Origin of the sequence: Rubellimicrobium roseum (assembly GCF_006152145.1) — a bacterium.
GTDB lineage: Bacteria > Pseudomonadota > Alphaproteobacteria > Rhodobacterales > Rhodobacteraceae > Rubellimicrobium > Rubellimicrobium roseum.
This window is the reverse complement of sequence record NZ_VDFV01000030.1, coordinates 25,261-48,282: the sequence shown is the minus strand read 5'-3', so window position 1 is coordinate 48,282 and position 23,022 is coordinate 25,261. Positions and strand designations below refer to the sequence as shown.

Here is a 23,022-nt window from a genome sequence, read left to right as displayed (position 1 = left end):
CATGGCCGCCCAGATAAGCAGGCAGACCCGCCGCGCGAGCCCCCTCGCTCATGGGTTACGCAACAACGCCAGGTTGTTACGATCGTTGGTGATGCCGCGCGGGCCGTCTTGTACGATGGTGGCACCGGTCGCGTAGAGAATGGTTGCGGCCTGCGCGCCACCGGTCATTCCCAACGCTAACGACAGCGCCAGTAACCCTGCTTTCAGTTTCATCATTTACTCCACATAGTTGACGTTGGATGGGCGACACCACTCTCACTCCGATCCGTCGTTATCGGCACCAGCGAGCAGCAAAGAGGATAAAGCTTGTTAAAATCTTGACGTTGACGCTGTAGACCCCTGCGACGGACCTGGTCCGTCGGGGCGGCTTCCCGAGCCGACGTTGGAGGGAGGCATTCGTGATCGAACGCGTCTGATCTGGCCGCCATCGCCGGTGGTCGTGAACCCGGCTGGCGGCCAGCGGCTTCGGGCGCCTCAGAAGTACGGTCCCACGAGCGCACCGATGGCGGGGCCGCCGCGAAGGTGCGAGGCTTGGCCCGGTCCAAGGAAAGGTCGGCCCCCGCTTCCTTCGCAGCGCTGTCGCATCCTTGATCGGCTCCAGGCCCCTGAACTCGGGCACGCCCAGCCCGGCGTGTCATGGCACGATCAGCGAGCCACCTTCGATTGTCTCCGGCGAGGAGAGCGAGGGCGCCGTCGACGACCGCGACCAACGGGAGATCCGCCGCAGGTCACTGATCTTGGAGCCCACCCAGGTGTCCGAATACGGCCGTCGCGCATCTTGGCATCGGCCGGGCGAGCAGGCCATCCGTGCCGCACGAATATCCGGACAAGACACGAGAGGAGGTCATGGAGAGAGCGCCGCATCTGCGCCGAAGACACGCCTTCGGCCACGTGCGGATCGTCGGAAGCTTGGCGCCCTGCCACGACATCGAATCTCCGACTCCGACTCGCCCTGCAGTCGGGCTCCCAGGGTCAATCACCGCTCCACGCAGGCAGCCGTGGTCGGGCTCATCGGTCATGTGATCGCCTCCGTCCCGTTCTGCAGGCGGGAGACGCGCCCGACAACGGCCATGAGGTCCGGGGCAAGGTCCACCGGCTTGGTCGGCTTCCTGGCCAAGTCTCCAGAGTGGTGGACAGCTTCCCCTGCCCCATAGCGCCCACGCGGGCCAGAGGCGTCACGTGGTGCTCAGAGGCAGGGCACAACCCACGAACAGCCTGTCTCGCGTGATCGGTCAGGTTGCGCCTGGCCCTGTCGTGCCAGGGCCAGGCCTCGGCGGATTTCAGGCCATCGCCAACGCTCGCGAGTTGTAGAAGGACAGCGCCTCGGCCTCGGTGTCGAACTGCACCAGTTGGGCGTCGCGCAGCCGGAACACATGCGCCCCGCTGTTGCTGTTGATCCGCATGGCGATCGACCCGGTGGCGCCGGCCCTCGCGACACCGCCCATGGTGGTCCATTGGCCAAGCGGCGCGCTCAGGGCCGCGAATCCCGAGCTGAGCGTCGTGCCGCCCACGAGCGTGATGCTCGACGGCGCGCCACTGACCTGCTTCCAGTCCCAGGTGTAGACGTACCAGCGGCCATCCGTGACCCCGCCCAGGTTGAGGAACACCTGCTGATTGGCGCTTTGGCTGAACTGCGCGGCCTGCGGGTCGAAGGCCCCGTCGATGACCTGGGTGGATTGCAGCGGCTCCGTGCTCGGGCTGTCCGCCGGGATCGCCGTCGTGCCGCCGAAGGAGCGCGAGGCGCGCACCACGCCCGAGCCGGGCAGGCTGCGGGTCTGGTGGGTCCGGGGCGGGGCCCGATGGGCGGCGGCGAAGCTCCCGGCGGCGCGGGCGGAGCGGATCAGGCTGTCCACGACGACGGCCGCCCGCAGCCCGTCCACGTTCGCCCGCGTGATCTGAAGCACGCCGCCGTTGATGACCTCGATCTGGGTCTGGTCGTCGAAGAAGCAGGCGTCGAGGACCACCCTGGAATTGTCCACGGTCAGCTTGCGGATGGCCGAGGTTTCGATGAGCACGGCGGCGGCATCCTTGAGGTAGAAGTCGCGCGGCGCGTAGCTCAGGCCGTCGATGGTGACGTTGCCGCCGGTGGCGTTCTTCTCGCCCCAGAAGTTGCGGAACACGAGCGGCGTGTAGCTGGAGGCCCAGGCCGCGACGAAGACCCCCATGCCGGGGTTGTCCTCGACCACCAGGCCGTCGAACTCCGTGCCGCCGGTGCCCACCTGCGGGCTGTTGATGTAGATGGCGGCGGTGGAGCAGCCGGCGATCTCGCCGCCGTGCCACAGGTCGCAGCCGCCGTGCATGACGGGCGTGGTCTGGCCCACGGCGTGATAGCCGAAGTCGCAGTTCCGCACGCTCACGCTGCGGAAGATGTTGCCGATGTTGCCGAAGCGCTTGCGGATGCCGTGCCGGCAGTTGCGCAGGAAGGACGCCTCGACCGTCCAGCGCCCGGAGGCCTCGTCGTTGGTGCCGCCGTTGCTGAAATCGATCCCGTCCGAGAGGCGGGTGTTGCCGTCGATGGTGACGCCCCGCACGGCGCGATGCCGCCAGTGGTGGGTCGCATCGAGCCCGAGCGCCAGCACCCGTTCCGCGCCGGCGGCGGCGGTCAGCACGCCGCTGCCCTGCCCGTCCAGGCCAGAGGTGGTGAGCCGGAAGGCGTTGAGGCGGTAGGAGCCGGGCGCCAAGATCCTGTGGCGAGCCAGCGCGATCCGGGCGGCGTTGAAGGCCGCCGTGTCGTCGGCAGCCCCGTTGGCGAGTGCGCCGAATGCCTCGGGGCGCTCGCCGGCGGCGACATAGAGCCTGACGCCCCCGGCCGTCGTCACGTGATGATCGGTGGCCGTGGCGGCGGCGACCTGGTAGCGGAAGCCTTCGGTCTCGACCAAGTCGCCCGCCTGCACCATGCGGCTGCCCTGTCCGTAGGACAGGGTCTGGTCGGCCAGCAGCGCTGCCACCGATGCGAATCGGCGGCCGGCGCGCAACTCGGTCAGCGCGGCATTGACGCGGGCCCCGAGTTCGGCGCCGGTGAAGGTCGTGGCAGGAAGGTTGGCCAGCGTCATGTCAGGCCTCCAACGCGCCGGGCGCGACCGGGTACTGCGGGATGATCTGGAAATCGGTCATCGGTGTTCCTCCTTGAACGATCCCAGGGTAGGAATGGCCGATTAATTCTTTCCTATAGCACCGCGCGTTCCATTCACGTGATCTTAACGAATGTTCCGACGAGCCACGGAAAGCCGCCCGGCAAGTGATTCGCAGTGAGGCCGGCGCCGCTGCCGGGGACCTCCGGGCCGGTGCGACGCTGGCGCGCGAAGCTATGGGCGACGGGACCTCGCTACGCTAGGAGGGCGCGCCGGGGCCGGCCCGCGAGGCCGGGCACCCGGCGTCGGATCAGGGCAGCGACGAGGATGAGATGGCTCCCAAGTTCGGAACGAGCGGCCTGCGCGGGCTGGTGACGGAGCTGACGCCCGATCTGGTGGCGGCGCATGTGCGGGCCTTTCTGGCCGCCTGCGATACGGGGGCGGCGCTGTTCGTGGGCCATGACCTGCGGGACAGCTCGCCTGCGATCGCGCGCGTGGTGGCGGAGGCGGCGCGGGCCTGCGGGCGCGACGTGGTGGACTGCGGCGCCCTGCCCACGCCCGCGCTGGCGCTGGCCGCGCGCGAGGCGGACGCGGGCGCGGTCATGGTGACGGGTAGCCATATCCCGGCGGACCGTAACGGGTTGAAGTTCTACCTGCGCGGCGGCGAGGAGATCGCCAAGGCCGACGAGGCCGCGATCCTGGCCGCGCTGGGCGGGGCCGCGGCGGCGCCCGGCATCCCCGGATCGCTCCGCGCGGACCCCGAGGCGGGAGCCCGCTACGTGGCGCGCTACGTCTCGGCCTTCGGTCCCGACGCGCTGGCCGGACGGCGGCTGGGCCTTTGGGCGCATTCGGCGGTCGGCCGGGACCATCTGGCCGAGACGCTGCGCGCGCTTGGGGCCGAGGTGGTCGAGATCGATCGCTCCGAGACCTTCGTTCCGGTGGACACCGAGGCCGTGGACGCCGTGGTGCGGACACGGCTGAAGGGCTGGGCCGAGGAGCTGCGGCTTGACGCCATCGTGTCGACGGACGGGGATTCGGACCGGCCGCTGCTGGCGGACGAGGCCGGGCGCGTGGTGCCGGGCGACGTGCTGGGCCAGATCGCCGCCGCCGCCTTGGGCGCGGGGGTGGTCGTGACGCCGGTCTCCTCGAACAGCGGGGCCGAGGCCGGGGGGCGCTTCGCCCGCGTAGCGCGCACCCGGATCGGCTCGCCCTTCGTGATCGCCGCGATGGAGGAGGCCGCAAGGGCCGAGCCTTCGGCGCGGGTCGTGGGCTACGAGGCGAACGGGGGGTTCCTGCTGGGCTTTGAAGCGCGCGGGCCGGCGGGTTCCCTGCCCGCGCTGCCCACGCGCGACGCCGTGCTGCCGATCCTGGCGGTGCTGGCCGCGAGCCCGGATGGAGTCGCCGCGCGCGTGGCCGAGGAGCCCGCGCGCTTCACGGCGGCGGACCGGCTGCAGGAGATCCCGGTGGAGCGGTCGGCGGCGCTGGTGGCGGGGCTCGCGGACCCTAGAGGGCGCGCGGGGCTGCTGGACGGGCTGGGCCTGTCGGGCGAGCCGGTGCTCGATCTGACGGACGGCGTGCGGATGGGCTTTGGCGAGCGTGTCCTGCACGTGCGCCCGTCCGGCAACGCGCCCGAGCTTCGGCTCTATGTCGAAGCCGAGAGCCCGGAAACGGCCGAGGACCTGCTGGCGCGCGGGCTGGAACGGCTGCGCGCCGCCCTGGCCTGACCGGGCCGGCTCAGGTGGACAGGAAGCGCAGCTCGCCGGGCCCGATCAGGGCCGCCGTGAGCCGCCCGGTGGCGTAGGCCCCGGTGTCGATGGCGACGCGGCCCGCCTCGGCCAGGGGCTCGGGGACGATCGTGTGCCCATGGACGATCCAGAGCCCGTCCACGCGCGGCGTCTCCGCGAAGCGGGGATGCCCCCATAGCAGCGCGCGGCGGTCCTGCTCCTCCATCGGCAGGGCGGGGTCGGCGCCGGCATGGGTGACGGCGACGTTGCCCGAGGCCCAGTGGAGCGGCCGGGCCTGCACCCAGCCGATCAGCTCCTCGCCCATCGCCACGGCCAGGCGGTCGCGCGCCTCGTAGAGCGGCTCGGGCCCGGAGGTGGGCGTGAGGCCGCCCACGCCGAAGCTCGCGAGCGTCTGGAGGCCGCCATTGGCCAGCCAGCGCCGCCCCTCGCGCGGCGGGTCCTCGAGGAAGCCCAGGCACATGGCCTCGTGGTTGCCCTTGAGGCAGACGAGGTCGGGCCGGGCCGGGAGGCGGCGCAGCACCGCCGCGCTGCCCTCGCCCCGGTCCAGGTAGTCGCCCACGAGGATCACGCGGTGGTCCGGGGCCTCTCGCCCCAGGCGGTCGAGAAGCCGCGCGAGGAGGTCGTCGCGCCCGTGGACGTCGCCGATGACGGCCAGCGGCTCGGCAGGCGCGAGGGGGGCGTCGAAGGGCACAGGCGCCGCGCGGCGGCGGCCGAAGAGATCGAGAAGCCGTTTCATGGGTCCTGTCGCGGTCCGTTCGGGGGCCACGTTACGCGGCAGCGCGGCGGGGGCCAGCCCGAAAGCACGGACATCGGCCTAGCCCCCGCCCGAGAAGGCCGCCTCGGCCTCGGCGCGCAGGGCGTCGGGCTGGTCGGCGTAGCGGGGTGAATGGTGGAAGACGGCGATACGACGGGCCCCGGCCGCCCGCGCGATCTCTCCGGCGGCGCGCGCGGTGAGGTGGAGGCGCTGCGCGGCGAGGGCGCGGTCCTCGTGCAGGAACACCGCCTCGATGAAGAGGAGATGGGCGTCGCGGGCCAGCGTGGCGATGCGGGCGGCGTTCTCCGAGGTGGGCGCCGCGTCGGTCGCATAGGCGATGCGCTGGCCGGGCGCGATCTGCAGGGCCTCGGCCTTCAGGTCGCCAAGCGGGACCGTCCGGCCCTCATCGACGGCGACGGGCGTGTCGTCGGGGGCCTCGGCGCGGACGGCGGTCTTGGCGGCGTTGAGCCAGGGACCGGCCACGAGGCCCAGCAGGTCGAGTCCGTCGGCGCGGACGTTCACGCGGCGCCGCTCCTGCAACGCGAAGGCGAGGCAAGGAAGGCCATGATCGAGCACCGTGCATTCGATTTCCAGGTCGTCCTCGGCCAGCACGAGGCCCGGGGCGAGGCCGGGCTCGCCACCCGGTGTCGGGCGAAAGGCGTCGCGGGCGCGGAAGGCGGTCCAGGGGCCGAGGCGGTCGGTGTATTCGGCCACGAGAAGCGTGACGTCGGCCGAGCCCTCGCCCAGGAGGTTCCAGGCATAGGCGTCGAGCTTGGCCCGCACTCCGCCGATCAGGCCCGGCGGCCCGACGAGGCGGAGCGTGCCAGGACGGTTGAGCCGCAGGCGCAGCAGCAGGTCGAAGCCCACGAAGTGGTCCATGTGCCGGTGCGAGACGAAGACGTCGGTGACGCGCAAAAGCTCGCGCGGGGTCAGGGCCGACAGGTCGCCCAGGTCGAACAGCATCGCCCGGCGGCCGAAGAGGAAGTCGAGATACACGCCCGGATCGCCGAAGGGCCCGTTCACCAGCCGCGGCTGGACGAGCCAGCTCAATCGAGGAGCCAGCGGAGCGAGCGGCGCAGGCGGGCGGTGCCGTCGCTCTGGAACCAGGCGCCATGGGCGAAGATCACACGCTCGGGCTGCCAGTCGAGCAGGCGGCGGGCGGTGAGCTTGGCCTCGGTGCGGCGCAGGTTGGCGGCGAAGCGGTAGTGCGGTGGCGCCATGCCCTCGGGCGCCATGGCACCCGAGGCTTGTACCGCCGGGCGCAGGAGGGGGTTGAGCTTGTCGGGCTCGAAGTTCTCCACGAGGTCGGTCAGGACCAGCGTGCGCGAGGCCCGGTGGAGGAAGGCGACCTCCGACAGGCCCAGCCCGCCCTTCAGGAGCGCCTGGTCGAGGTCGTCCTTCCATTCGTCGGGCGGCGCGAGCCCCAGGTCGCGGTCGAGCCGCACGCCCGACAGGCGCACCTGCCAGCGGTCGCGCAGCCCCGGCGCGGCCCAGGCCGTGGCATTGGGCAAGTGGCGCTGCCATTCCTTGAGGTGCGTCCAATGGGCGATGTTGGGCGCGACCAGATGCGCGATGGGGCCGATGCGCTCGATCTCGGCGCGGAGCCTCGCGCTGTAGAGCGTAGGCGAATGCAACCAGACCTGCCCCGTGCCCAGCCGCACCACCGTCATGCGGAGGGGGATCGGGATCAGGGCCACGTGCATGGGACCGCCGTCCACGACCCAGATCCCCTCGGCCACCGGCTTCGGGGTGTCGAGCGGCGGATACACGACCCGGCTGCGATCGTCGGTGGACATGGGCGGCTCCCTTCCTGTTCCCTTCCAACGGCGAAGGCGCCGGCAAGGTCCCTGGGCGGTCCCCGGCGGTGGCCTAGATTCGCCGCAACCGCGTGGGAGCAGGCAGGGAGGTGCGCATGGGCGTGTTCGAGGAAGGCCGGTCGGCCGTCATCACCGGGGCGGCGGGGGGCATCGGCCTCGCCATCGCGCGGGCCTGCCTGTCGCGGGGCATGCGCGTGACGATCGCCGACCGCGATGGCGAGCGGCTGGAGCGGGCGGCGGTCGCGCTGTCCGAGGCCGCGCCGGGCCGCGTGGCGCACGCGGTCTGCGACGTGAGCGACGCAGCTTCGGTCGAGGGCCTGCGCGACGCGGCGCTGGCCATGCACGGGCCGGTGGATCTCCTGGTGAACAACGCGGGCATCGGCCGGGCGTCCAAGCCTTGGGGCGATCGCGCCGCCTGGGAGGCCACGCTGGGCGTGAACCTCTGGGGCGTGGTGAACGGGCTCGGGGCCTTCGTGCCGGGGATGATCGAGGCGAAGCGCGAGGCGGCGGTGGTGAACCTCGGCTCCAAGCAGGGGATCACCAATCCGCCGGGGAACGCGGCCTACAACGCCTCCAAGGCGGCCGTGAAGGCCGTGACCGAGCAACTCGCCTGGGAGTTCCGGCAGATCGAGAGGGCACGGCTCTCGGCGCATCTTCTGGTGCCGGGCTTCACCTTCACCGGCATGACGGCGGGGGACGCCACCGAGAAGCCCGCGGGGGCCTGGACGCCCGATCAGGTCGCGGAGCGGATGATCGAGGGCGTGGAGGCCGGGCAGTTCTACATCATCTGCCCCGACAACGAGGTGGACTGGGCCACCGACCGCAAGCGGATCGCCTGGGGCGCGGGCGACGTCACCGAGGGGCGCCCGGCGCTGTCGCGTTGGCACCCCGACTTCGGCGACGCCTTCAAGGAATTCCTGGGGCGCTAGTGCCCCTCGCCATGCGCGGGGGCGGGCTTGACCATGCGCAGGACGCCCAGGATCGCCGCCCCCAGCGCGAAGCCGACCACCGCCGAGCCCAGAGCCCGGAGCACCCAGTCGAGCGCGGCCTCGAAAGGCCCCGTGACCCCGGCAATGGCATGGGCGAGGCCGTGGATGACCTCCTCGGGCCCGTGCCAGCCGAACTCGGCCAGGCCGTGGATGACGATCCCGCCGCCGACCCAGAGCATGGCCACCGTGCCGACGACGGACAGGAGCGACAGGAAGGACGGCATCCCCACGACAAGGCCCCGTCCGATGGCCCGGCCCAGCCCCGTGCGGGCGCCGCGCGCCATGGCCGCGCCGATATCGTCGGCCTTCACGATCAGCGCCACGGCCCCGTAGACGCCCACGGTGATGACGAGGCCCGTGACGGCCAGCACGACGGCGCGCGTGAGCAGGTCCGGCGCCTCGATGGTGGCTAGCGCGATGGCCATGATCTCGGCCGACAGGATCAGGTCGGTGCGGATCGCGCCGCCGATCTTCTCCTGCTCCAGCTCCTCGGGAGTTTGGGCGATGTGCTCCACCCGCTCGGCCGCGTGGTCGTCATGGGGCAGAAGGAGATGCAGGAGCTTTTCGGCGCCTTCGTAGCACAGGTAGGCGCCGCCGATCATCAGGATGGGCGTGATCGCCCAGGGCAGGAAGGCCGACAGGAGGAGCGCGGCCGGCAGCAGGAAGATCAGCTTGTTCTTGAGCGAGCCCAGCGCGATGCGCCAGATGATGTGCAGCTCGCGCTCGGCGGCGAAGCCCACCACGTAGCGGGGCGTCACGGCGGCATCGTCGATCACCACGCCCGCGGCCTTGCCCCCCGCCTTGACCGTCTGCGCGGCCACGTCGTCCAGCGTCGCCGCCGCTACCTTGGCGATGGCCGCCACGTCGTCCAGAAGGGCGAAGAGTCCCGATGCCATGGCCTGCCTTCCTGCCTGGGCCCGCGTCCGGCAGGCCGTTCCCACGTTTCCGTGAAGAGATAAGGCCGGCCCGCTGGCGGGACCAGCCCCCATGACGAAGGCCCCGCGACCGTCCGGCCGCGGGGCCTTCGCCGGCGCCGTGCGCCTACTTGTACTTGGGATCGCGCGAGGACTTGAGGTCCTGCTCGCCCCCGCCGGTGGACTCGCGGCTGTGCTTGCTGCCGTCGTCCGGGCCCGGCTTCTTGGGATCGGGCGGATCGTTGGCGTTCTCGTGGCTGGCGCCGGGACCGCCCTGGCGGATGGTGTTGGGGCTCTTGGAGGAGGTGCTCATGTCAGCGATCCTGCTGGTAGCCCTGGTGGGTCGTGTTCACCTTGCTGTTGCCGGCCTGCCCGATCTTGTCGGGGTTGGCCTTCTGGGCGTTGCCGACGTTCTGGCCATGATCCTCGGGATGGGCCTCGGACACGGGGCCTTTGTCGCTCTGGTTGCCGGGCGGGATGGGGGGCATCTTGCTGGACATGGGTTGGCTCCTCAGGTCGTCTCGTTCTCGTCGCCATCGATGGGCCGGGCGACATCGGCGGGCTCGTCCTCGTCCGCGCGGCGGTTGGCGGCATGGTCGCTGTACTGCATCGTCTGGACCATCTTGCTGTCCAGGCCGCGGTCATCGGAATGTTGGGCCTTGTCGCGATTGCTCAGGACCATGTTCGCGGGGATCTCGGCGGTGTCGAGCGTCGACATCGCGCCCGTGCCATCCCCCTTGCCCTGCGATCCCGGGCCGAAGTGCTTGCGGCTTGCATGTGCCATCTTGGGCCTTCCTCCATGAACGCGCCGGGCGTGGCCCGTCGCCGTGTGGTTCAACCTCTGGGAGGAACGGGGGTTCCGGCCGACGAAGCGTCAGGCGCGGCCTAGAGGTGGATGACGCCCGTGCGGGCGGCGTGGGCGACGGCGTCCGTCCGGCCGGTGGCGTCCAGCTTGTCGATGACGCGGCCCACGTGGAACTTGGCCGTGTGGACCGAGATGCCGAGCCTCCGCGCGATCTCCTTGTTCGACGCGCCCTCGGTGAGAAGCGCCAGCACCTCGCGCTCGCGCGCCGTCAGGCCGCCGTCGCCGGCGGGGGTCGGCGCGGGCGCATCGGTGATCGTCGCATCGGCGGACTCGCCCTCGCGGACGAGCGTCAGGCCGGGGACGCCCGCCAGCACCTCGGCCAGCCGCTCGGCCAGCTCGGGATCGGTCACCCGGAGGGAGAGCGCGAGGGGGTCGCTCACGGGGCGGGGCGCTCCCCGATGGTCAGCGTCGCGCTCAGGGGCTGGCCGCCACGCAGGAGGCCGAGCTCCACCGTCCGGCCGACGCTGTCGGGGCCGAGGCGGGCCATGACGGAGCGCATCCCGCGCAGGGGCTCGCCGTCCCAGCGGGCGATCACGTCGCCTTGCCGCACATCGGCCCGCCGACCGGGGCCGTCCGCGTCGACGCTGACCACGATGACGCCCCGCTCCTCGCTGCCTTCCAGCCGGACGGGCTGGAGCCCGAGGCCGAGATAGCCCCGTCCGATGCGGCCGTGCTGGGCGAGATGCGACACGACCCTCTCGATGGTGGTCGCGGGAATGACCAGCGTGGAGCGGCGGGGCCCGAAGACCGCCATGCCGAAAGGCTGGCCCTCGGCCGTGATCGCCAGGCCGCCCTCGGCGGCGCGGGGGAGCCGCAGGTCGAGCCCGAGCCGGGCGTCGATGGTGCCGCCCCGCAGGGACCGCCAGGCCGGCCCGACCGCGCCCACGAGGCCCAGCGCCGCCAGAGGCCCCTCGCCGCCCCGCCCGACGGCAAGGGCCAGTTCGCCCAGCGCGGGAACCTGGGGCGACAGCGGCACGGGTGGCGGCAGCGTGCCCTCCACCCGCAGGAGCGCCACGTCGGTCGAAGGGTCGCGGCCTGCGACGGTGGCCGGGGCGCGGGTGCCGTCGGGAAGGATCACGGCCACTTCGCCTTCGGCGTCCAGCGCCTCGTCGGCGGTGACGACGTGGCCCTCGCGCCAGACGAAGCCCGAGGACCAGGACCGGGCGCCCAGGACGCCGACGACGCCGGGGGCGTATCGCGCGGCGAGCGCCGAAAGGCTGCGGGAAAGTTCGGACAGATCGCTCATGGTGCCCTCCTTGCGGGTTGCACCAGAGCTAAGGGACCCTGCCCCGCACGCCCACTGCCCGGACGGGCAGTCAGGGCCGCAGGCAGATGGTGGACCGCGTCAGGAACCGCCGCTCGCGCCCGTTGTCGAGGCTGAACATGCCCCCCCGGCCCTTCACCACGTCGATCAGGAGGTCGGTGTGCTTCCACGCCTCGAACTGGGATTCAGAGATGTAGAAGGGCATCCCCCCGATCTCGCCCATCTTCACGTCGCGGTCGCCGACCAGGAAATCCCCTTGCGCGTAGCACATGGGCGAGGAGCCGTCGCAGCAGCCGCCCGACTGGTGGAACAGCACCGGACCGTGGTCGGCCACGATCTCGGCCAGGAGTTGGAGCGCCTCGGGGGTGGCGCTGACCTTGTCGAGCGCCGGGGTCGTCATGTCGTTCATGGCCTCGTCCTTCCAAGGAAAAGGGCGCGCGGGGTGTGCCCCGCGCGCCCGCGCCTCGATCCTAGCCCGAGGATCAGAAGAAGCCGAGCTTCTTGGGCGAGTAGCTGACCAGCATGTTCTTGGTCTGCTGGTAGTGGGCCAGCATGTCGAGGTGGTTCTCGCGGCCGATCCCCGACTGCTTGTAGCCGCCGAAGGCCGCGTGGGCCGGATAGGCGTGGTAGCAGTTGGTCCAGACGCGGCCCGCCTGGATCGCGCGGCCGAAGCGGTAGCAGGTGTTGGCCTCGCGCGACCAGACGCCGGCGCCCAGGCCGTAGAGCGTGTCGTTGGCGATGTGCAGCGCCTCGTCCTCGTCCTTGAAGGTGGTCACGGACACGACCGGTCCGAAGATCTCCTCCTGGAAGATCCGCATCTTGTTGGTGCCCTTGAACACCGTGGGCTTGACGTAATAGCCGTTCGCGAGGTCGCCCTGGAGGTTCGCCCGCTCGCCGCCCGCCAGCACCTCGGCGCCTTCCTGGCGGCCGATGTCCATGTAGGACAGGATCTTCTCGAGCTGCTCGGACGACGCCTGCGCGCCGATCATGGTCGCCGGGTCGAGCGGGTCGCCCTGGACGATGGCGTTCACGCGGGCCAGCGCGCGCTCCATGAAGCGGTCGTAGATCGATTCATGGATCAGGGCGCGCGACGGGCAGGTGCAGACCTCGCCCTGGTTCAGCGCGAACATCACGAAGCCTTCGATGGCCTTGTCGAAGAAGTCGTCGTCCTCGCGGGCCACGTCCTTGAAGAAGATGTTCGGGGACTTGCCGCCCAGCTCCAGCGTGACCGGGATCAGGTTCTGCGACGCGTACTGCATGATGAGCCGGCCCGTCGTCGTCTCGCCGGTGAAGGCGATCTTGGCGATCCGGTTCGAGGACGCGAGCGGCTTGCCGGCCTCGAGCCCGAAGCCGTTGACGACGTTGAGCACGCCGGGCGGCAGCAGGTCGGCGATGAGCTCGACCCAGAGCATGATCGAGGCGGGGGTCTGCTCGGCGGGCTTGATGACCACGCAGTTGCCGGCGGCGAGCGCCGGGGCGAGCTTCCAGGTCGCCATCAGCAGCGGGAAGTTCCACGGGATGATCTGGCCCACGACGCCCAGCGGCTCGTGGAAGTGGTAGGCGATCGTGTCGTGGTCGATCTCGGAGATCCCGCCCTCCTGCGCGCGCACGACGCCGGCGAAGTAGCGGAAGTGATCGATGGCGAGCGGCAGGTCGGCGGCCGTCGTCTCGCGGATCGGCTTGCCGTTGTCCCAGGTCTCGGCGGTGGCGAGGAGGGCGAGGTTCTCCTCCATGCGGTCCGCGATCTTGTTCAGGATCACCGCGCGATGCGCGGCCGAGGTCTTGCCCCAGCTATCCTTGGCGGCATGGGCGGCGTCGAGCGCGGCCTCCACGTCCGAGGCGTCCGAGCGGGCGATCTCGCACAGGACCTGGCCGGTGACGGGCGAGGTGTTCTCGAAGTAGCGGCCGGCGTTCGGGGCGACGAACTTGCCGCCGATGAAGTTGTCGTAGCGCGTCTTGTAGGGCGAAGCCGCTACGCGAAAATGTTCGACCTTGTTCATGTTCTTCTCCCTGCGCCGCCTCCTCGCGGCCACGGCCAAACGTTGACACGCGGGGTGAGCTGTTTCAGCCACGACAAAGGTCTTAGCCGATTTTGGGCGGCTCTTTGCCGTTACGGAAAGCCGCTTTGGGGGCCCGCCGATTCGCGACCAAGGTCGGATGTCGGGGCGGGCGGGCCGTTCCTATCCTGCCCCGCATGGCCGTGCTTCTTCGCCTGTTCGCCCTTTTGTTCCTCGCCACCGCCGCCCGCGCCGAGGTGCTGGACCGCGAGGCGCTGGGGGCCTTCGTCCGCCCGCCCATGTCCATCGGCGAGCCGGTGAACGACCGGGGCGTGTGGGAGCTCCTGAACTCGGGCGGCGCGCTCGCGGGCTACGTCTTCGAAACCGAGCCCATGGCCCCCCTGCCCGGCTTCTCTGGCGCGCCGGTGAACCTCTTCGTGGCCATCGACCTCGACGGGCGCTTCATCGACGTGAAGCTGATCGACCACAACGAGCCCATCTTCGTCTCGGGCCTGGGCGAAGCGCCGTTCCGGGCCTTCCTGGAGCAGTATCGCGGGCTGTCCATCGCGCAGCCGATGGTGGTGGGCACGCCCTATGGCGACGCGGAGGCGGGCGGGGCGCTGGTCTATCTGGACGGCGTGACCAAGGCCACGGCCTCGGTCCGCATCGCGCACGAGTCGATCCTGGCCGCCACGCGCGAGGTCGCGCGCGAGAAGATGCAGGGCCTGGCCGCCGCCCCGCCCGCTGCGCCGGACCCGGCTTACGCCGAGGACCTGACCTGGGACGACCTCGTGGCCGAGGGCATCGCCTCGCGCAAGGTGGTGACCAACGCCGAGGTGGACGCCGCCTTCGCCGGCACCGTCTGGGCCGACGACGACCCGGAGGCGCAGGCCGACCCCGAGGGCATCTATCTCGATCTCTGGATCGTGGACCTGGGGCCGCCTTCGATCCGCGCGGCGGTCCTGGGGGCGGAAACGCAGGAGAAGCTGGACCGCCTGCTGGCGATCTCGCCGTCGGAGGAGCCGATCCTCGTCATCGACGCGGGCCGCCACGGGCTCGTGTCCGGGGACTTCGTGCGGAACACCGCGCCCGACCGGCTCACGGCCTCGCAGGACGGACTGCCGGTGGCGCTGCGGGACGCGGACATCTCGGTGGACCTCCTGCCCGGCGTGCCCGAGGGGACGGCGATGATCCTGCGCACCGACCGGCGGCTGGGCTTCGACCCCTCGCGCCCCTGGGTGCTGGAGGTCGAGGCCGTGCGCGAGCACGGGATGTTCCAGCCCGAACTGGGCCGCGTGGCGCTGGAGGCCCCGCATGCCACGCCCGAGCGGTTCTTCGTGCGCGAAGGTGAGGCCGCGCCGCTCTCGCCCGCGATGGAGGCGTTGCGGAGCCGCGCGACCGACCTCGCGCTCCTCGGCGGGCTGCTGGCGGTCCTGCTTCTGCTCGTGGGGCCGCTCATGCACCGGGTGGCGCGGAAGGGCTGGCTCACGCCGGTCCGGCTGGGCGTGCTGGCCGTAGTCACGGGCTTCGTGGGCTGGTGGGGCCAAGGGCAGCTCTCCATCGTCACGGTGCTGGGAACGATCCGCACGGCCTGGGAGGGCGGGAGCTACGCCTTCCTGCTCTACGACCCCTTCGGGCTCGCGGTCTGGAGCGCGGCCATCGTCGGCTTCGTCCTTTGGGGGCGCGGGCTCTTCTGCGGCTGGCTCTGCCCCTTCGGAGCGCTGCAGGAGTTCGCGCATCATGGGGGCCGCTGGCTGCGCCTGCCGCAGTGGGAGCCCTCGGCGGCGTGGGACCGCCGGCTGAAGGGGGCGAAGTACGTGCTGCTCGCGGGACTGGTGGCCACGGTGGTCCTGTCGCCCGCCCATGTGGACAAGGCCGCCGAGGTCGAGCCCTTCAAGACCGCCATCACCACCTTCTTCGTCCGCGACTGGTTCTATGTCGTCTATGCGGCCTTCTGGCTGGTGCTGGGCACGGTGATGTTCAAGGGCTTCTGCCGCTATGTCTGCCCGCTGGGCGCGGTCATGGCCATCGGGGGGCTCCTGCGGGGCCGCGACTGGATCGCGCGTCGTGCGGAATGCGGCTCGCCGTGCCAGCTCTGCAAGGTCCGCTGCCGCTACGGGGCGATCGAGGCGAGCGGCAAGATCGACTATTCCGAATGCTTCCAGTGCCTCGACTGCGTGCAGATCCTCGACGACCCGAAGCAGTGCGTGCCCAGGATCCTGGCCGCGCGCGGCCCCCGCGCCGTTCCGCAGCGAAAGGCCGCCTGATGCACCGCCGCCGCGCCCTCACCATCCTCGCCGCCACCGCCCTCTGCCCCCTGCCCTCGCGCGCCGAGGAGACCCGGATCGCCTTGGGCGCCGAGGCGCGCATGACCCTTCATGGCCCGCCGGAGGTGACGGCCCGCGCCCGCGCCCGCGCCTGGGCCGAGATGGAGCGCATCGAGCGCGTCTTCAGCCTCTACGACCCCGGCTCCGCGCTGTCGCGGCTCAACGCGGCCGGGCGGCTGAACGCGCCGCCGCCCGAGCTGCTGGAGGTGCTGGCGCTGGCCGGACAGCTCCATGTGGCGACCGGGGGGCGCTTCGACCCGACCGTGCAGCCGCTCTGGCTCGCCCACGCGAACGGCGGCGACACGAAGGCGGCGCGGCGCCTCGTCGATTGGGACGGGGTGACGGTGAGCCCCGAGGCGGTGACGCTCCGTCCCGGCCAGGCGCTCACGCTCAACGGGATCGCGCAGGGCTACGCGACCGACCGGGTGACGGCGGTGCTGGCCGAGGAAGGCCTGATCCATGCGCTGGTCGAGATCGGTGAGTTCCGCGCGCTTTCCGGCCCCTTCCGGTTGGGCGTCGAGGACCCCGCGCACGGGCGGCTCGGTCAGGTCACGCTGGACGGCACCGCCTGCGCCACCTCCTCGCCCGGCGCCATGATCCTGCCGGACGGCGCGGGCCACATCCTCGATCCTCGTGGCGGCGCGCCCCTGTGGTCCACGGTCACCGTCGTGGCGGCGCAGGCGGCGCTGGCGGACGGGCTTTCCACCGCGCTCTGCCTTGCAAATGCCGCCGAGGCCCGGCGCATCCTCGACCGCCTTGGCCCCGGCCTGCGGGCGACGGCCGTCACGACCGCCGGCGACCTCTTCACGCTCTGACAAAAAAGGCGCCCCGGACCTTGGGTCACGGGGCGCGCAGTCGGGTCCGACAGGGAGGAGAAACGGACCTGAAATCCTAACGCTCGGGCGGCGTGAACGAGAGCCCCGCCTCCTGGAAGAGGGCGGCGATCCGCCCATCGGCCAGCGCCGCCGCCACGGCGTCGTCGACCGCATAGCCGAGGTCCCGGTGCGCGTGATGCACCGCGAGCCCCACCGTCCACTTGTGCATCGCCAGTCCCGGCAGCGGCGGCGTGGCGACCGCCACTCCCTCGCCCGCCGCGGCCTCCAGTTGCGCGCGCGGCCCCATGGCGGCGCCAATCTCGCCCCGGTTCACGGCCTCCACCGCCCCCTCGATCGAGGCGAAGCGCCGGATGTTGGCGTTCATCTGCCCGCCCGCGAAGCTCGCCAGGTAGAAGTCCGCGATCGTGTCGTTCTCCACCGCCACGAGGTCGAAGCGGAAATAGGCGGGCGTGGGCGGGTTCTCGGGATAGGCGTCCTTCCGGTAGGCGATGGCCACCTGCTCCTGGTAGGCCTGGCCCGTGAAGACCACCTGCTCCACCCGGCAGGCGAAGTTGCTGTCGTAGGGCACGTGCAGCATGACGTTGGCGACGACGTTCTCGCCCGCCCCCATCGGCAGCCCCTGCCAGACGTTGAAGCGCAGGTCCGCCTCCAGGTTCTCGCCCGAGGAGACGAAGCGGAAGCGCGGCTCCACCCCCAGCGCCTCGGCGATGATCCGGCCGATCCCGATGTCCAGACCCTTGGGCTCGCCCCCCTCCTCCCAGGAATAGGGGGGAAGGCCCTCGTAGACGGCGAACTCGATCCAGCCCCGCTCCACGATGTCGTCGAGGCTTTCGCCCACGAAGTCGCGGTCGGCGTTCTGCGGCCGCTGGCCGGGCACGACCCCCTCGCACCGCGCGAGGGCCGCCCCCGGCAGGCCCAGAGCCGCCAGCAGGACAAGAAGAGAGGCGCGCCGGCGCATGAGCCTACTGGGCCGCCGAGAGCGAGACGGAGATGAGCTCGGCCGCCTCGTGGAACTTCTCGGGGCTGCCGTCGATCACGCGGGCCGCGTGGGCCGCCGCGCTGTCGGCGACGGGCGCGCCCGAGAGCGTCTCGAAGCCCGCGTTCAGTTCCATCAGCTCGGCCTTGACCGCCTCGACGTCGGCGCCCGACGGGTCCTCGGCCAGGGCGGCAAGCTTGTCGCGCATCTCGGTCAGCTTGGGCGCGGCCTCGGCCACCTGCCGGTCGTCCGGGCGCGTCTCGATGTAGGAGCGGATGGCCCAGGCGGCCTTCTGGCCCAGGATCTCGCCAAAGGCGGGCATCTTGGTGATGCCGTTCTGGGTCATGCCGTGCTGGAACCGCTCGGCGTACCATTCGTCACCGTATTCCTCGGCCTCCAGGAAGCGCAGGTCGGGGGCGAGCCCGCCCGAGATCACCTCCAGCCCGTGGCAGCGCGCGCAGTTCTGGTTGTAGCCCGAGGCGCCGACGCGGATCGCCTCCTCGAACACCTCCGGCTCCATGGCGCGGTAGGGGTTCTCGGTCAGCCATTCCTCGCCCACGTCGGGCAGGGTGTCGGTGTTGACCGCCTGCGGGGCCACGTCGCCATGGGCGAACGCGAAGGTCGCGACGGCGACAAGGCCGGCGGCGAGCGGCCAGCGGGCACGGATGAGCGTCATGGGGGCCTTCCTCCTCGGGGCGCCGTCTTGGGGGGCGCGGTTGAGGAAAAGCATGGCGGAAGGTCAGGTGCGCTGCCATTCGACCTTTGGTGGAAACGCGCCCTTCCGGCCTCCGACCATGGTCGCGGTTCGGCCGGGGCGGGCCGCCGCTATCCTGCCCCGCAAAGGGAGGAAACCATGCGACGACCCGCCCGCGCGGCGGCCCTTCTCTGGGCCGTCCTCGCCGCCTCCTCGCCGCTCGGGGCCGAGGAGATGCCGGTTCCCATCGCCTACCTGCGCCAGCAGGTCGAGCGTCCCCCCGTGCTGTCCGACCTCGACCCGATCCCTGAGGACGAGGGGATCGCCGGGGCCCGGCTCGGGCGCGACGACAACGCGACCACGGGCCGCTTCCTGGGCCACGACTACGTGCTGTCGGTCGCCGAGGTGCCGCCGGGCGAGGATCTCCTGCCCGCCGCGCGCGAGGCGCTGGCCGGCTCGCGGCTCCTGCTCGTGGACGCGCCCGCGGCGGCCCTCCTGCGCCTGGCCGACCTGCCCGAGGCGCAGGGCGCGCTGATCCTGAACGTGGGCGCCCCTGACGACGGGCTGCGCGGCGCCGACTGCCGGGCGAACGTGCTGCACGCCCTGCCCTCGCTCGCCATGCGCGCCGACGCGCTGGCGCAGTTCCTCCAGCTTCGCCGCTGGACTTCGGTGGCCCTCCTCGAAGGCCCCTTTCCCGATGACCGGGCCTGGGGCGCGGCGCTGCGGGCCTCCACGGCCAAGTTCGGCCTGACCCTGGAGGACGACCGCCCCTGGGACTTCGACGGGGACCTCGGCCGCACCGCGCAGGCCGAGGTGCCGATGCTGACGCAGGACTTGACCGACCACGACGTGCTGCTCGTGGCCGACGAGACGGGCGACTTCGGGCGCTACGTCCTCTTCAACACCTGGGAGCCGCGACCCGTCGCGGGCTCCGAGGGCATCACGCCTGTCGCCTGGTCCCCCGTGCTGGAGAACTGGGGGGCCTCGCAGCTCCAGTCCCGCTTCGGGGACCTCGCGGGCCGCCCCATGCGCCCCAAGGACTACGCCGCCTGGGCCGCCGTCCGCAGCTTGGGCGAAGCGGTGACGCGCACGGGATCGGCCGACCCCCAGGCGATCCGCGCCTATCTCCTGTCGCCCGACTTCGCGCTCGACGGCTTCAAGGGGCGGGCGCTGTCCTTCCGCGACTGGGACGGACAGCTTCGCCAGCCGATCCCGGTCGTCAGCCCCCGCGCCATGATCGGCATGGCCCCCTTCGAGCCCTTCCTGCACCAGTCGGACGAGCTCGACACGCTGGGCACCGACCGGCCCGAAAGCGCCTGCACGGCCTTCGGAGCGGCCGGATGAGGCGTCAACCTTCCGGTAACCCGACCGCGCGGTGGTGGAAGGACCTGTTAACCTTCTCCTGCGACTCTTCCCTCATGACATGTCGAGGTCCCGCCATGAGCCGCCTGCTCCTGTCCTGCGCCACCCTTCTCGCCGCCCCCGCCTGGGCGGGCGAGATCTGGGTGACGAACGAGTTGGACGACACCATCAGCGTCATCGACACCGGCACGCTGGAGGTGGTCCGCACCATCGAGACGGGGGAACGTCCGCGCGGGATCACCTTCGCCCATGACGGCAGCGTGGTCTACATCTGCGCCTCGGACAGCGACGCCGTGCAGGTGATGGACCCCGAGACCGGCGAGATCCTCCATGACCTTCCCTCGGGCGAGGACCCCGAGCAGTTCGCGCTGGCCCCCGACGGCCGGCATCTCTGGATCGCCAACGAGGATGACGCCATCAGCACGGTGGTGGACGTGGAGAGCCGCCGGGTCGTGGCCCAGATCGACGTGGGCATCGAGCCCGAGGGCATGGCGGTCTCGCCCGACGGCAAGGTGGCCATCACCACGAGCGAGACGACCAACATGGCCCACTGGATCGACACGGCGACGCACGAGACCTTCGCCAACACGCTCGTGGACACCCGGCCCCGCCACGCCGAGTTCACCGAGGACGGCGGCCGGCTCTGGGTGTCCTCCGAGATCGGGGGCACGGTGACGGTCTTCGACACGGCCACGCAAGGGGAGCTCGCGAAGATCCGCTTCGAGATCGCGGGCGTCCACCCCGACAAGATCCAGCCCGTGGGCTTCGAGTTCACGGCGGACCACGGAACGGTCTTCGTGGCGCTGGGGCCCGCGAACCACGTCGCCGTCGTGAACGCTACCACCTACGAGGTCGAGGACTACATCCTCGTGGGCCGCCGCGTCTGGCACATGGCCTTCGATGCGAACGGCGAGAAGCTCTTCACCACCAACGGCGTGTCGGGGGATGTGACGGTGATCGACGTGGCCTCGCGCGAGGCGCTGCAATCCATCAAGGTCGGCCGCTTCCCCTGGGGCGCGGCCCTTCGGCCGGGGACCTGAGCATGGACGCCGGCCTGCGGGTCCAGGACCTGAGCTACCGCTACGGCGCGAAGGTGGCGCTCGACGCGGTGAGCCTTGCGGTGGAGCCGGGCCGGTTCTGCGCGCTGCTGGGCCCCAACGGCGCGGGCAAGTCGACGCTGTTCGCGCTGCTCACGGGCCTTCTGGCGGCGCCCGCGGGCGCGGTGCACGTGGCGGGTCACGACATCCGGACCCATCCCACGCGGGCGCTCGCGCGCATGGGCGTGGTGTTCCAGGCGCCGACGCTCGATCTCGACCTCACGGTGGCGCAGAACCTGCGCTACTTCGCGGCCCTCCAGGGCCTGTCGGGGCGCGCGGCCTCTGGCCGCATCGAACGCGCGCTCGACCGCCTGGGCATGGCCGAGCGCGCGAACGAGACGGCGCGGGCGCTCAACGGCGGCCACCGCCGCCGCGCCGAGATCGCCCGCGCGCTCCTGCACGATCCGGCCGTTCTGCTGCTGGACGAGCCCACCGTGGGGCTGGACGCCTCTGCCCGCGCCGCCATCACCGCCCATGTGCACCAGCTTGCGCGCGACGACGGCCTCACCGTCCTATGGGCCACCCACCTTGTCGACGAGGTGGAGCCGACGGACGAGCTGGTCATCCTGCATCAGGGCCGCGTGCTGCGGCAGGCCACCGCCGGTGCCGTGGCGCGCGGGGCGCCTCTCACGCAGGTCTTCCTCGATCTGACGCGGGCCGCCGCATGAGCCCCCACCTGATCGCGCTGCGCGCCATCGTCGCCCGCGAGGCCCTGCGCTTCCTGCACCAGCGCAGCCGCTTCTTCGCCGCCCTCGTCCGCCCGCTCGTCTGGCTCGTGGTCTTCGCCGCCGGGTTCCGGGCGGCGCTGGGGCTCTCGATCACCCCGCCCTACACGACCTACATCGAGTACGAGACCTACATCGTTCCGGGCCTTTGCGGGATGATCCTCCTGTTCAACGGCATGCAATCGTCGCTCAGCCTCGTCTACGACCGCGAGATGGGCTCCATGCGGCTCCTGCTGACCGCACCCCTGCCTCGCTGGTGGCTCCTGCTGTGCAAGCTGCTCGCCGGGACGGCGGTGGGCGTGCTCCAGTGCTACGCGTTCCTCCTGATCGCCGCGCTCTGGGGCGTGCGGCTACCAGCGCTGGGCTTCCTGACGGTGCTGCCCGCGCTGGTCGTGGCGGGGCTGATGCTGGGGGCGCTCGGGCTGGCGCTGTCCTCGCTCATCCGGCAGCTCGAGAACTTCGCGGGCGTGATGAACTTCGTGATCTTTCCCATGTTCTTCCTCAGCTCGGCGCTCTACCCGCTCTGGCGCATGGAGGAGGCGAGCCAGCTCCTGCGCGACATCTGCGCGGTGAACCCCTTCACCCAGGCTGTCGAGCTGATCCGCTTCGCGCTCTACGCCCAGCCGAACGGACCCGCGCTGGGCTGGACGCTGCTCGCGATGGCGGCGTTCCTGGGCCTGTCCCTCTGGGGCTACGACCCGGCGCGCGGGATGATGCGGCAGAAGACCTGACCGTTTCTACGACCCCAGGACGGATGACCTGCATGTTCTGCCGCCTTAGCTTCGGCCCAGACCCCCGGGACAAGGAGATCCCCATGATCCTGCGCGCCACCGCCATGATCCTCCTCGCCACCCCGGCGCTCGCCGAGGATCTCGACCAGTACGGGACCACGAACCCCGATGAGATGACGCTCGACCGCATGGTGGAGAACGCCCGGCGCGGGCAGACCGACATGACGACCTGCGCCTCGGGCTACCTGATGACCAAGTCCGGCCAGCACGCCATCGCGCGCGAGACCTTCGAGGCCTGCGCCGAGTCCGGCTACACCGGCGCGATGACCTGGATGAGCTACCTCGAGGACAACGGCTTCGGCGGCGACACCAATCCGGACGCGTCGACCGAGTGGAACCGCCGCGCCGCCGAGGCGGGCGATCCGATCGGGATGTTCAATCATGGGCTGGACCTGTTGCGCGGGCACGGGACGGCGCTGGACGAAGAGGCCGGCCGGGCTCTGGTGGACCGGGCCGCCGAGGCGGGCGTGACGGACGCGCAGCGGCTGGTGGCCTCGGGTTACGACCTGGACGTGGTCACGCCCGACGCCGACAACTGGAAGTACGCGCCCCTGTTCTGACAGGCCCGCCTATCTGGCACCTCCGCCGTCGGACAAGGTCATGCGGGACGGCTGGCCGAGTCGCCAGCGCGGAACCGACCCAGCAGTCCAGCCCCCCTGTCGAGGTCAGCGCCGGAGCGCCCCGGATCGTGCGTCCCATGGAGTGAATGACCGTTCCAGGACACCCCGCGCGAGCCGCCCTGCGACACGCTTCGGGTCACTACGACCAAAGCCGCAGCCCGGGTCGGGCCGTTTACGA

The 23,022-nt window shown here is 71.4% G+C and carries 24 protein-coding genes; 9 read left to right on the top strand and 15 right to left on the bottom strand.

Annotation, left to right across the window (positions count from 1 at the left end):
- Window positions 1-48: 48 nt before the first annotated feature.
- Both FHG71_RS23630 and FHG71_RS16125 read right to left on the bottom strand, forming a co-directional pair.
- On the bottom strand, window positions 49-213 hold the full coding sequence (locus FHG71_RS23630) for a hypothetical protein (protein WP_218014121.1): 165 nt from the start codon (window positions 211-213) through the stop codon (window positions 49-51).
- A gap of 1,067 nt (window positions 214-1,280) precedes the next feature.
- Window positions 1,281-3,053, bottom strand: coding sequence for a hypothetical protein (locus FHG71_RS16125; RefSeq protein ID WP_139082732.1), 1,773 nt, complete (start codon window positions 3,051-3,053; stop codon window positions 1,281-1,283).
- A 350-nt stretch (window positions 3,054-3,403) separates the two neighbouring features.
- Between FHG71_RS16125 and FHG71_RS16120 the strand changes: the two genes are divergently transcribed.
- Window positions 3,404-4,795, top strand: coding sequence for a phosphohexomutase domain-containing protein (locus FHG71_RS16120; RefSeq protein WP_139082731.1), 1,392 nt, complete (start codon window positions 3,404-3,406; stop codon window positions 4,793-4,795).
- Between the two features lie 10 nt (window positions 4,796-4,805).
- Here FHG71_RS16120 and FHG71_RS16115 read toward each other — a convergent pair whose 3' ends face one another.
- From FHG71_RS16115 to FHG71_RS16105, 3 genes are all read right to left on the bottom strand, one after another.
- The gene (locus FHG71_RS16115) at window positions 4,806-5,552 is read right to left on the bottom strand and encodes a metallophosphoesterase (protein ID WP_139082730.1); all 747 of its coding nucleotides are present in this window, start codon (window positions 5,550-5,552) and stop codon (window positions 4,806-4,808) included.
- A 78-nt stretch (window positions 5,553-5,630) separates the two neighbouring features.
- Window positions 5,631-6,620 (bottom strand): ribonuclease Z, encoded by a 990-nt coding sequence (locus FHG71_RS16110; protein WP_139082729.1) that lies wholly within the window; start codon window positions 6,618-6,620, stop codon window positions 5,631-5,633.
- A complete protein-coding gene (locus tag FHG71_RS16105) occupies window positions 6,617-7,366 on the bottom strand; it encodes a DUF4336 domain-containing protein (RefSeq protein WP_139082728.1) in 750 nt (249 codons plus the stop codon). Before FHG71_RS16105 ends, FHG71_RS16110 begins: the two co-directional genes overlap by 4 nt.
- Window positions 7,367-7,482: 116 nt before the next feature.
- Between FHG71_RS16105 and FHG71_RS16100 the strand changes: the two genes are divergently transcribed.
- Entirely contained in the window at window positions 7,483-8,316 is an 834-nt protein-coding gene (locus FHG71_RS16100) for an SDR family NAD(P)-dependent oxidoreductase (RefSeq protein ID WP_139082727.1), read from the top strand.
- Here the strand turns inward: FHG71_RS16100 and FHG71_RS16095 are convergent.
- The 8 genes from FHG71_RS16095 to adh form a co-directional block, all read right to left on the bottom strand.
- On the bottom strand, window positions 8,313-9,272 hold the full coding sequence (locus FHG71_RS16095) for a DUF808 domain-containing protein (RefSeq protein WP_139082726.1): 960 nt from the start codon (window positions 9,270-9,272) through the stop codon (window positions 8,313-8,315). The genes FHG71_RS16100 and FHG71_RS16095 overlap by 4 nt on opposite strands.
- 145 nt (window positions 9,273-9,417) lie before the next feature.
- Window positions 9,418-9,603, bottom strand: a complete 186-nt coding sequence (locus FHG71_RS16090) for a hypothetical protein (RefSeq protein WP_139082725.1) — start codon at window positions 9,601-9,603, stop codon at window positions 9,418-9,420.
- Between the two features lies 1 nt (window position 9,604).
- Window positions 9,605-9,790, bottom strand: a complete 186-nt coding sequence (locus tag FHG71_RS16085) for a hypothetical protein (RefSeq protein WP_139082724.1) — start codon at window positions 9,788-9,790, stop codon at window positions 9,605-9,607.
- An 11-nt stretch (window positions 9,791-9,801) separates the two neighbouring features.
- Entirely contained in the window at window positions 9,802-10,074 is a 273-nt protein-coding gene (locus FHG71_RS16080; RefSeq protein ID WP_139082723.1) for a hypothetical protein, read from the bottom strand.
- A 101-nt stretch (window positions 10,075-10,175) separates the two neighbouring features.
- Window positions 10,176-10,535 carry a response regulator transcription factor gene (locus FHG71_RS16075; protein WP_139082722.1) on the bottom strand — a complete coding sequence of 120 codons (360 nt, stop codon included), beginning with the start codon at window positions 10,533-10,535 and terminating at the stop codon, window positions 10,176-10,178.
- Window positions 10,532-11,401: a S1C family serine protease gene (locus FHG71_RS16070; RefSeq protein ID WP_139082721.1), complete on the bottom strand. Its 870-nt coding sequence runs from the start codon at window positions 11,399-11,401 to the stop codon at window positions 10,532-10,534. Before FHG71_RS16070 ends, FHG71_RS16075 begins: the two co-directional genes overlap by 4 nt.
- A gap of 70 nt (window positions 11,402-11,471) precedes the next feature.
- On the bottom strand, window positions 11,472-11,828 hold the full coding sequence (locus FHG71_RS16065; RefSeq protein ID WP_139082720.1) for a DUF779 domain-containing protein: 357 nt from the start codon (window positions 11,826-11,828) through the stop codon (window positions 11,472-11,474).
- A 73-nt stretch (window positions 11,829-11,901) separates the two neighbouring features.
- Window positions 11,902-13,419 (bottom strand): aldehyde dehydrogenase, encoded by a 1,518-nt coding sequence (adh, locus tag FHG71_RS16060; protein ID WP_139082719.1) that lies wholly within the window; start codon window positions 13,417-13,419, stop codon window positions 11,902-11,904.
- A gap of 194 nt (window positions 13,420-13,613) precedes the next feature.
- Between adh and FHG71_RS16055 the strand changes: the two genes are divergently transcribed.
- Together FHG71_RS16055 and FHG71_RS16050 are read left to right on the top strand one after the other, a co-directional pair.
- Complete coding sequence (locus FHG71_RS16055) at window positions 13,614-15,683, top strand: 4Fe-4S binding protein (protein ID WP_139082718.1); 2,070 nt, start codon at window positions 13,614-13,616, stop codon at window positions 15,681-15,683.
- Window positions 15,683-16,558, top strand: coding sequence for an FAD:protein FMN transferase (locus FHG71_RS16050; RefSeq protein ID WP_139082717.1), 876 nt, complete (start codon window positions 15,683-15,685; stop codon window positions 16,556-16,558). Before FHG71_RS16055 ends, FHG71_RS16050 begins: the two co-directional genes overlap by 1 nt.
- Before the next feature lie 76 nt (window positions 16,559-16,634).
- Here FHG71_RS16050 and FHG71_RS16045 read toward each other — a convergent pair whose 3' ends face one another.
- On the bottom strand, window positions 16,635-17,537 hold the full coding sequence (locus tag FHG71_RS16045; protein WP_139082716.1) for a substrate-binding periplasmic protein: 903 nt from the start codon (window positions 17,535-17,537) through the stop codon (window positions 16,635-16,637).
- A 4-nt stretch (window positions 17,538-17,541) separates the two neighbouring features.
- A complete protein-coding gene (gene pedF, locus FHG71_RS16040) occupies window positions 17,542-18,231 on the bottom strand; it encodes a cytochrome c-550 PedF (protein WP_139082715.1) in 690 nt (229 codons plus the stop codon).
- 177 nt (window positions 18,232-18,408) lie between these two features.
- Between pedF and FHG71_RS16035 the strand changes: the two genes are divergently transcribed.
- The 5 genes from FHG71_RS16035 (at window position 18,409) to FHG71_RS16015 (ending at window position 22,784) form a co-directional block, all read left to right on the top strand.
- Entirely contained in the window at window positions 18,409-19,593 is a 1,185-nt protein-coding gene (locus FHG71_RS16035) for an ABC transporter substrate-binding protein (protein ID WP_139082714.1), read from the top strand.
- Between the two features lie 95 nt (window positions 19,594-19,688).
- On the top strand, window positions 19,689-20,651 hold the full coding sequence (locus FHG71_RS16030; RefSeq protein WP_139082713.1) for a YVTN family beta-propeller repeat protein: 963 nt from the start codon (window positions 19,689-19,691) through the stop codon (window positions 20,649-20,651).
- Between the two features lie 2 nt (window positions 20,652-20,653).
- Window positions 20,654-21,376 (top strand): ABC transporter ATP-binding protein, encoded by a 723-nt coding sequence (locus FHG71_RS16025; RefSeq protein ID WP_139082712.1) that lies wholly within the window; start codon window positions 20,654-20,656, stop codon window positions 21,374-21,376.
- A complete protein-coding gene (locus FHG71_RS16020; protein ID WP_139082711.1) occupies window positions 21,373-22,164 on the top strand; it encodes an ABC transporter permease in 792 nt (263 codons plus the stop codon). Before FHG71_RS16025 ends, FHG71_RS16020 begins: the two co-directional genes overlap by 4 nt.
- A gap of 83 nt (window positions 22,165-22,247) precedes the next feature.
- Window positions 22,248-22,784: a tetratricopeptide repeat protein gene (locus FHG71_RS16015; protein WP_139082710.1), complete on the top strand. Its 537-nt coding sequence runs from the start codon at window positions 22,248-22,250 to the stop codon at window positions 22,782-22,784.
- Window positions 22,785-23,022: the final 238 nt, after the last annotated feature.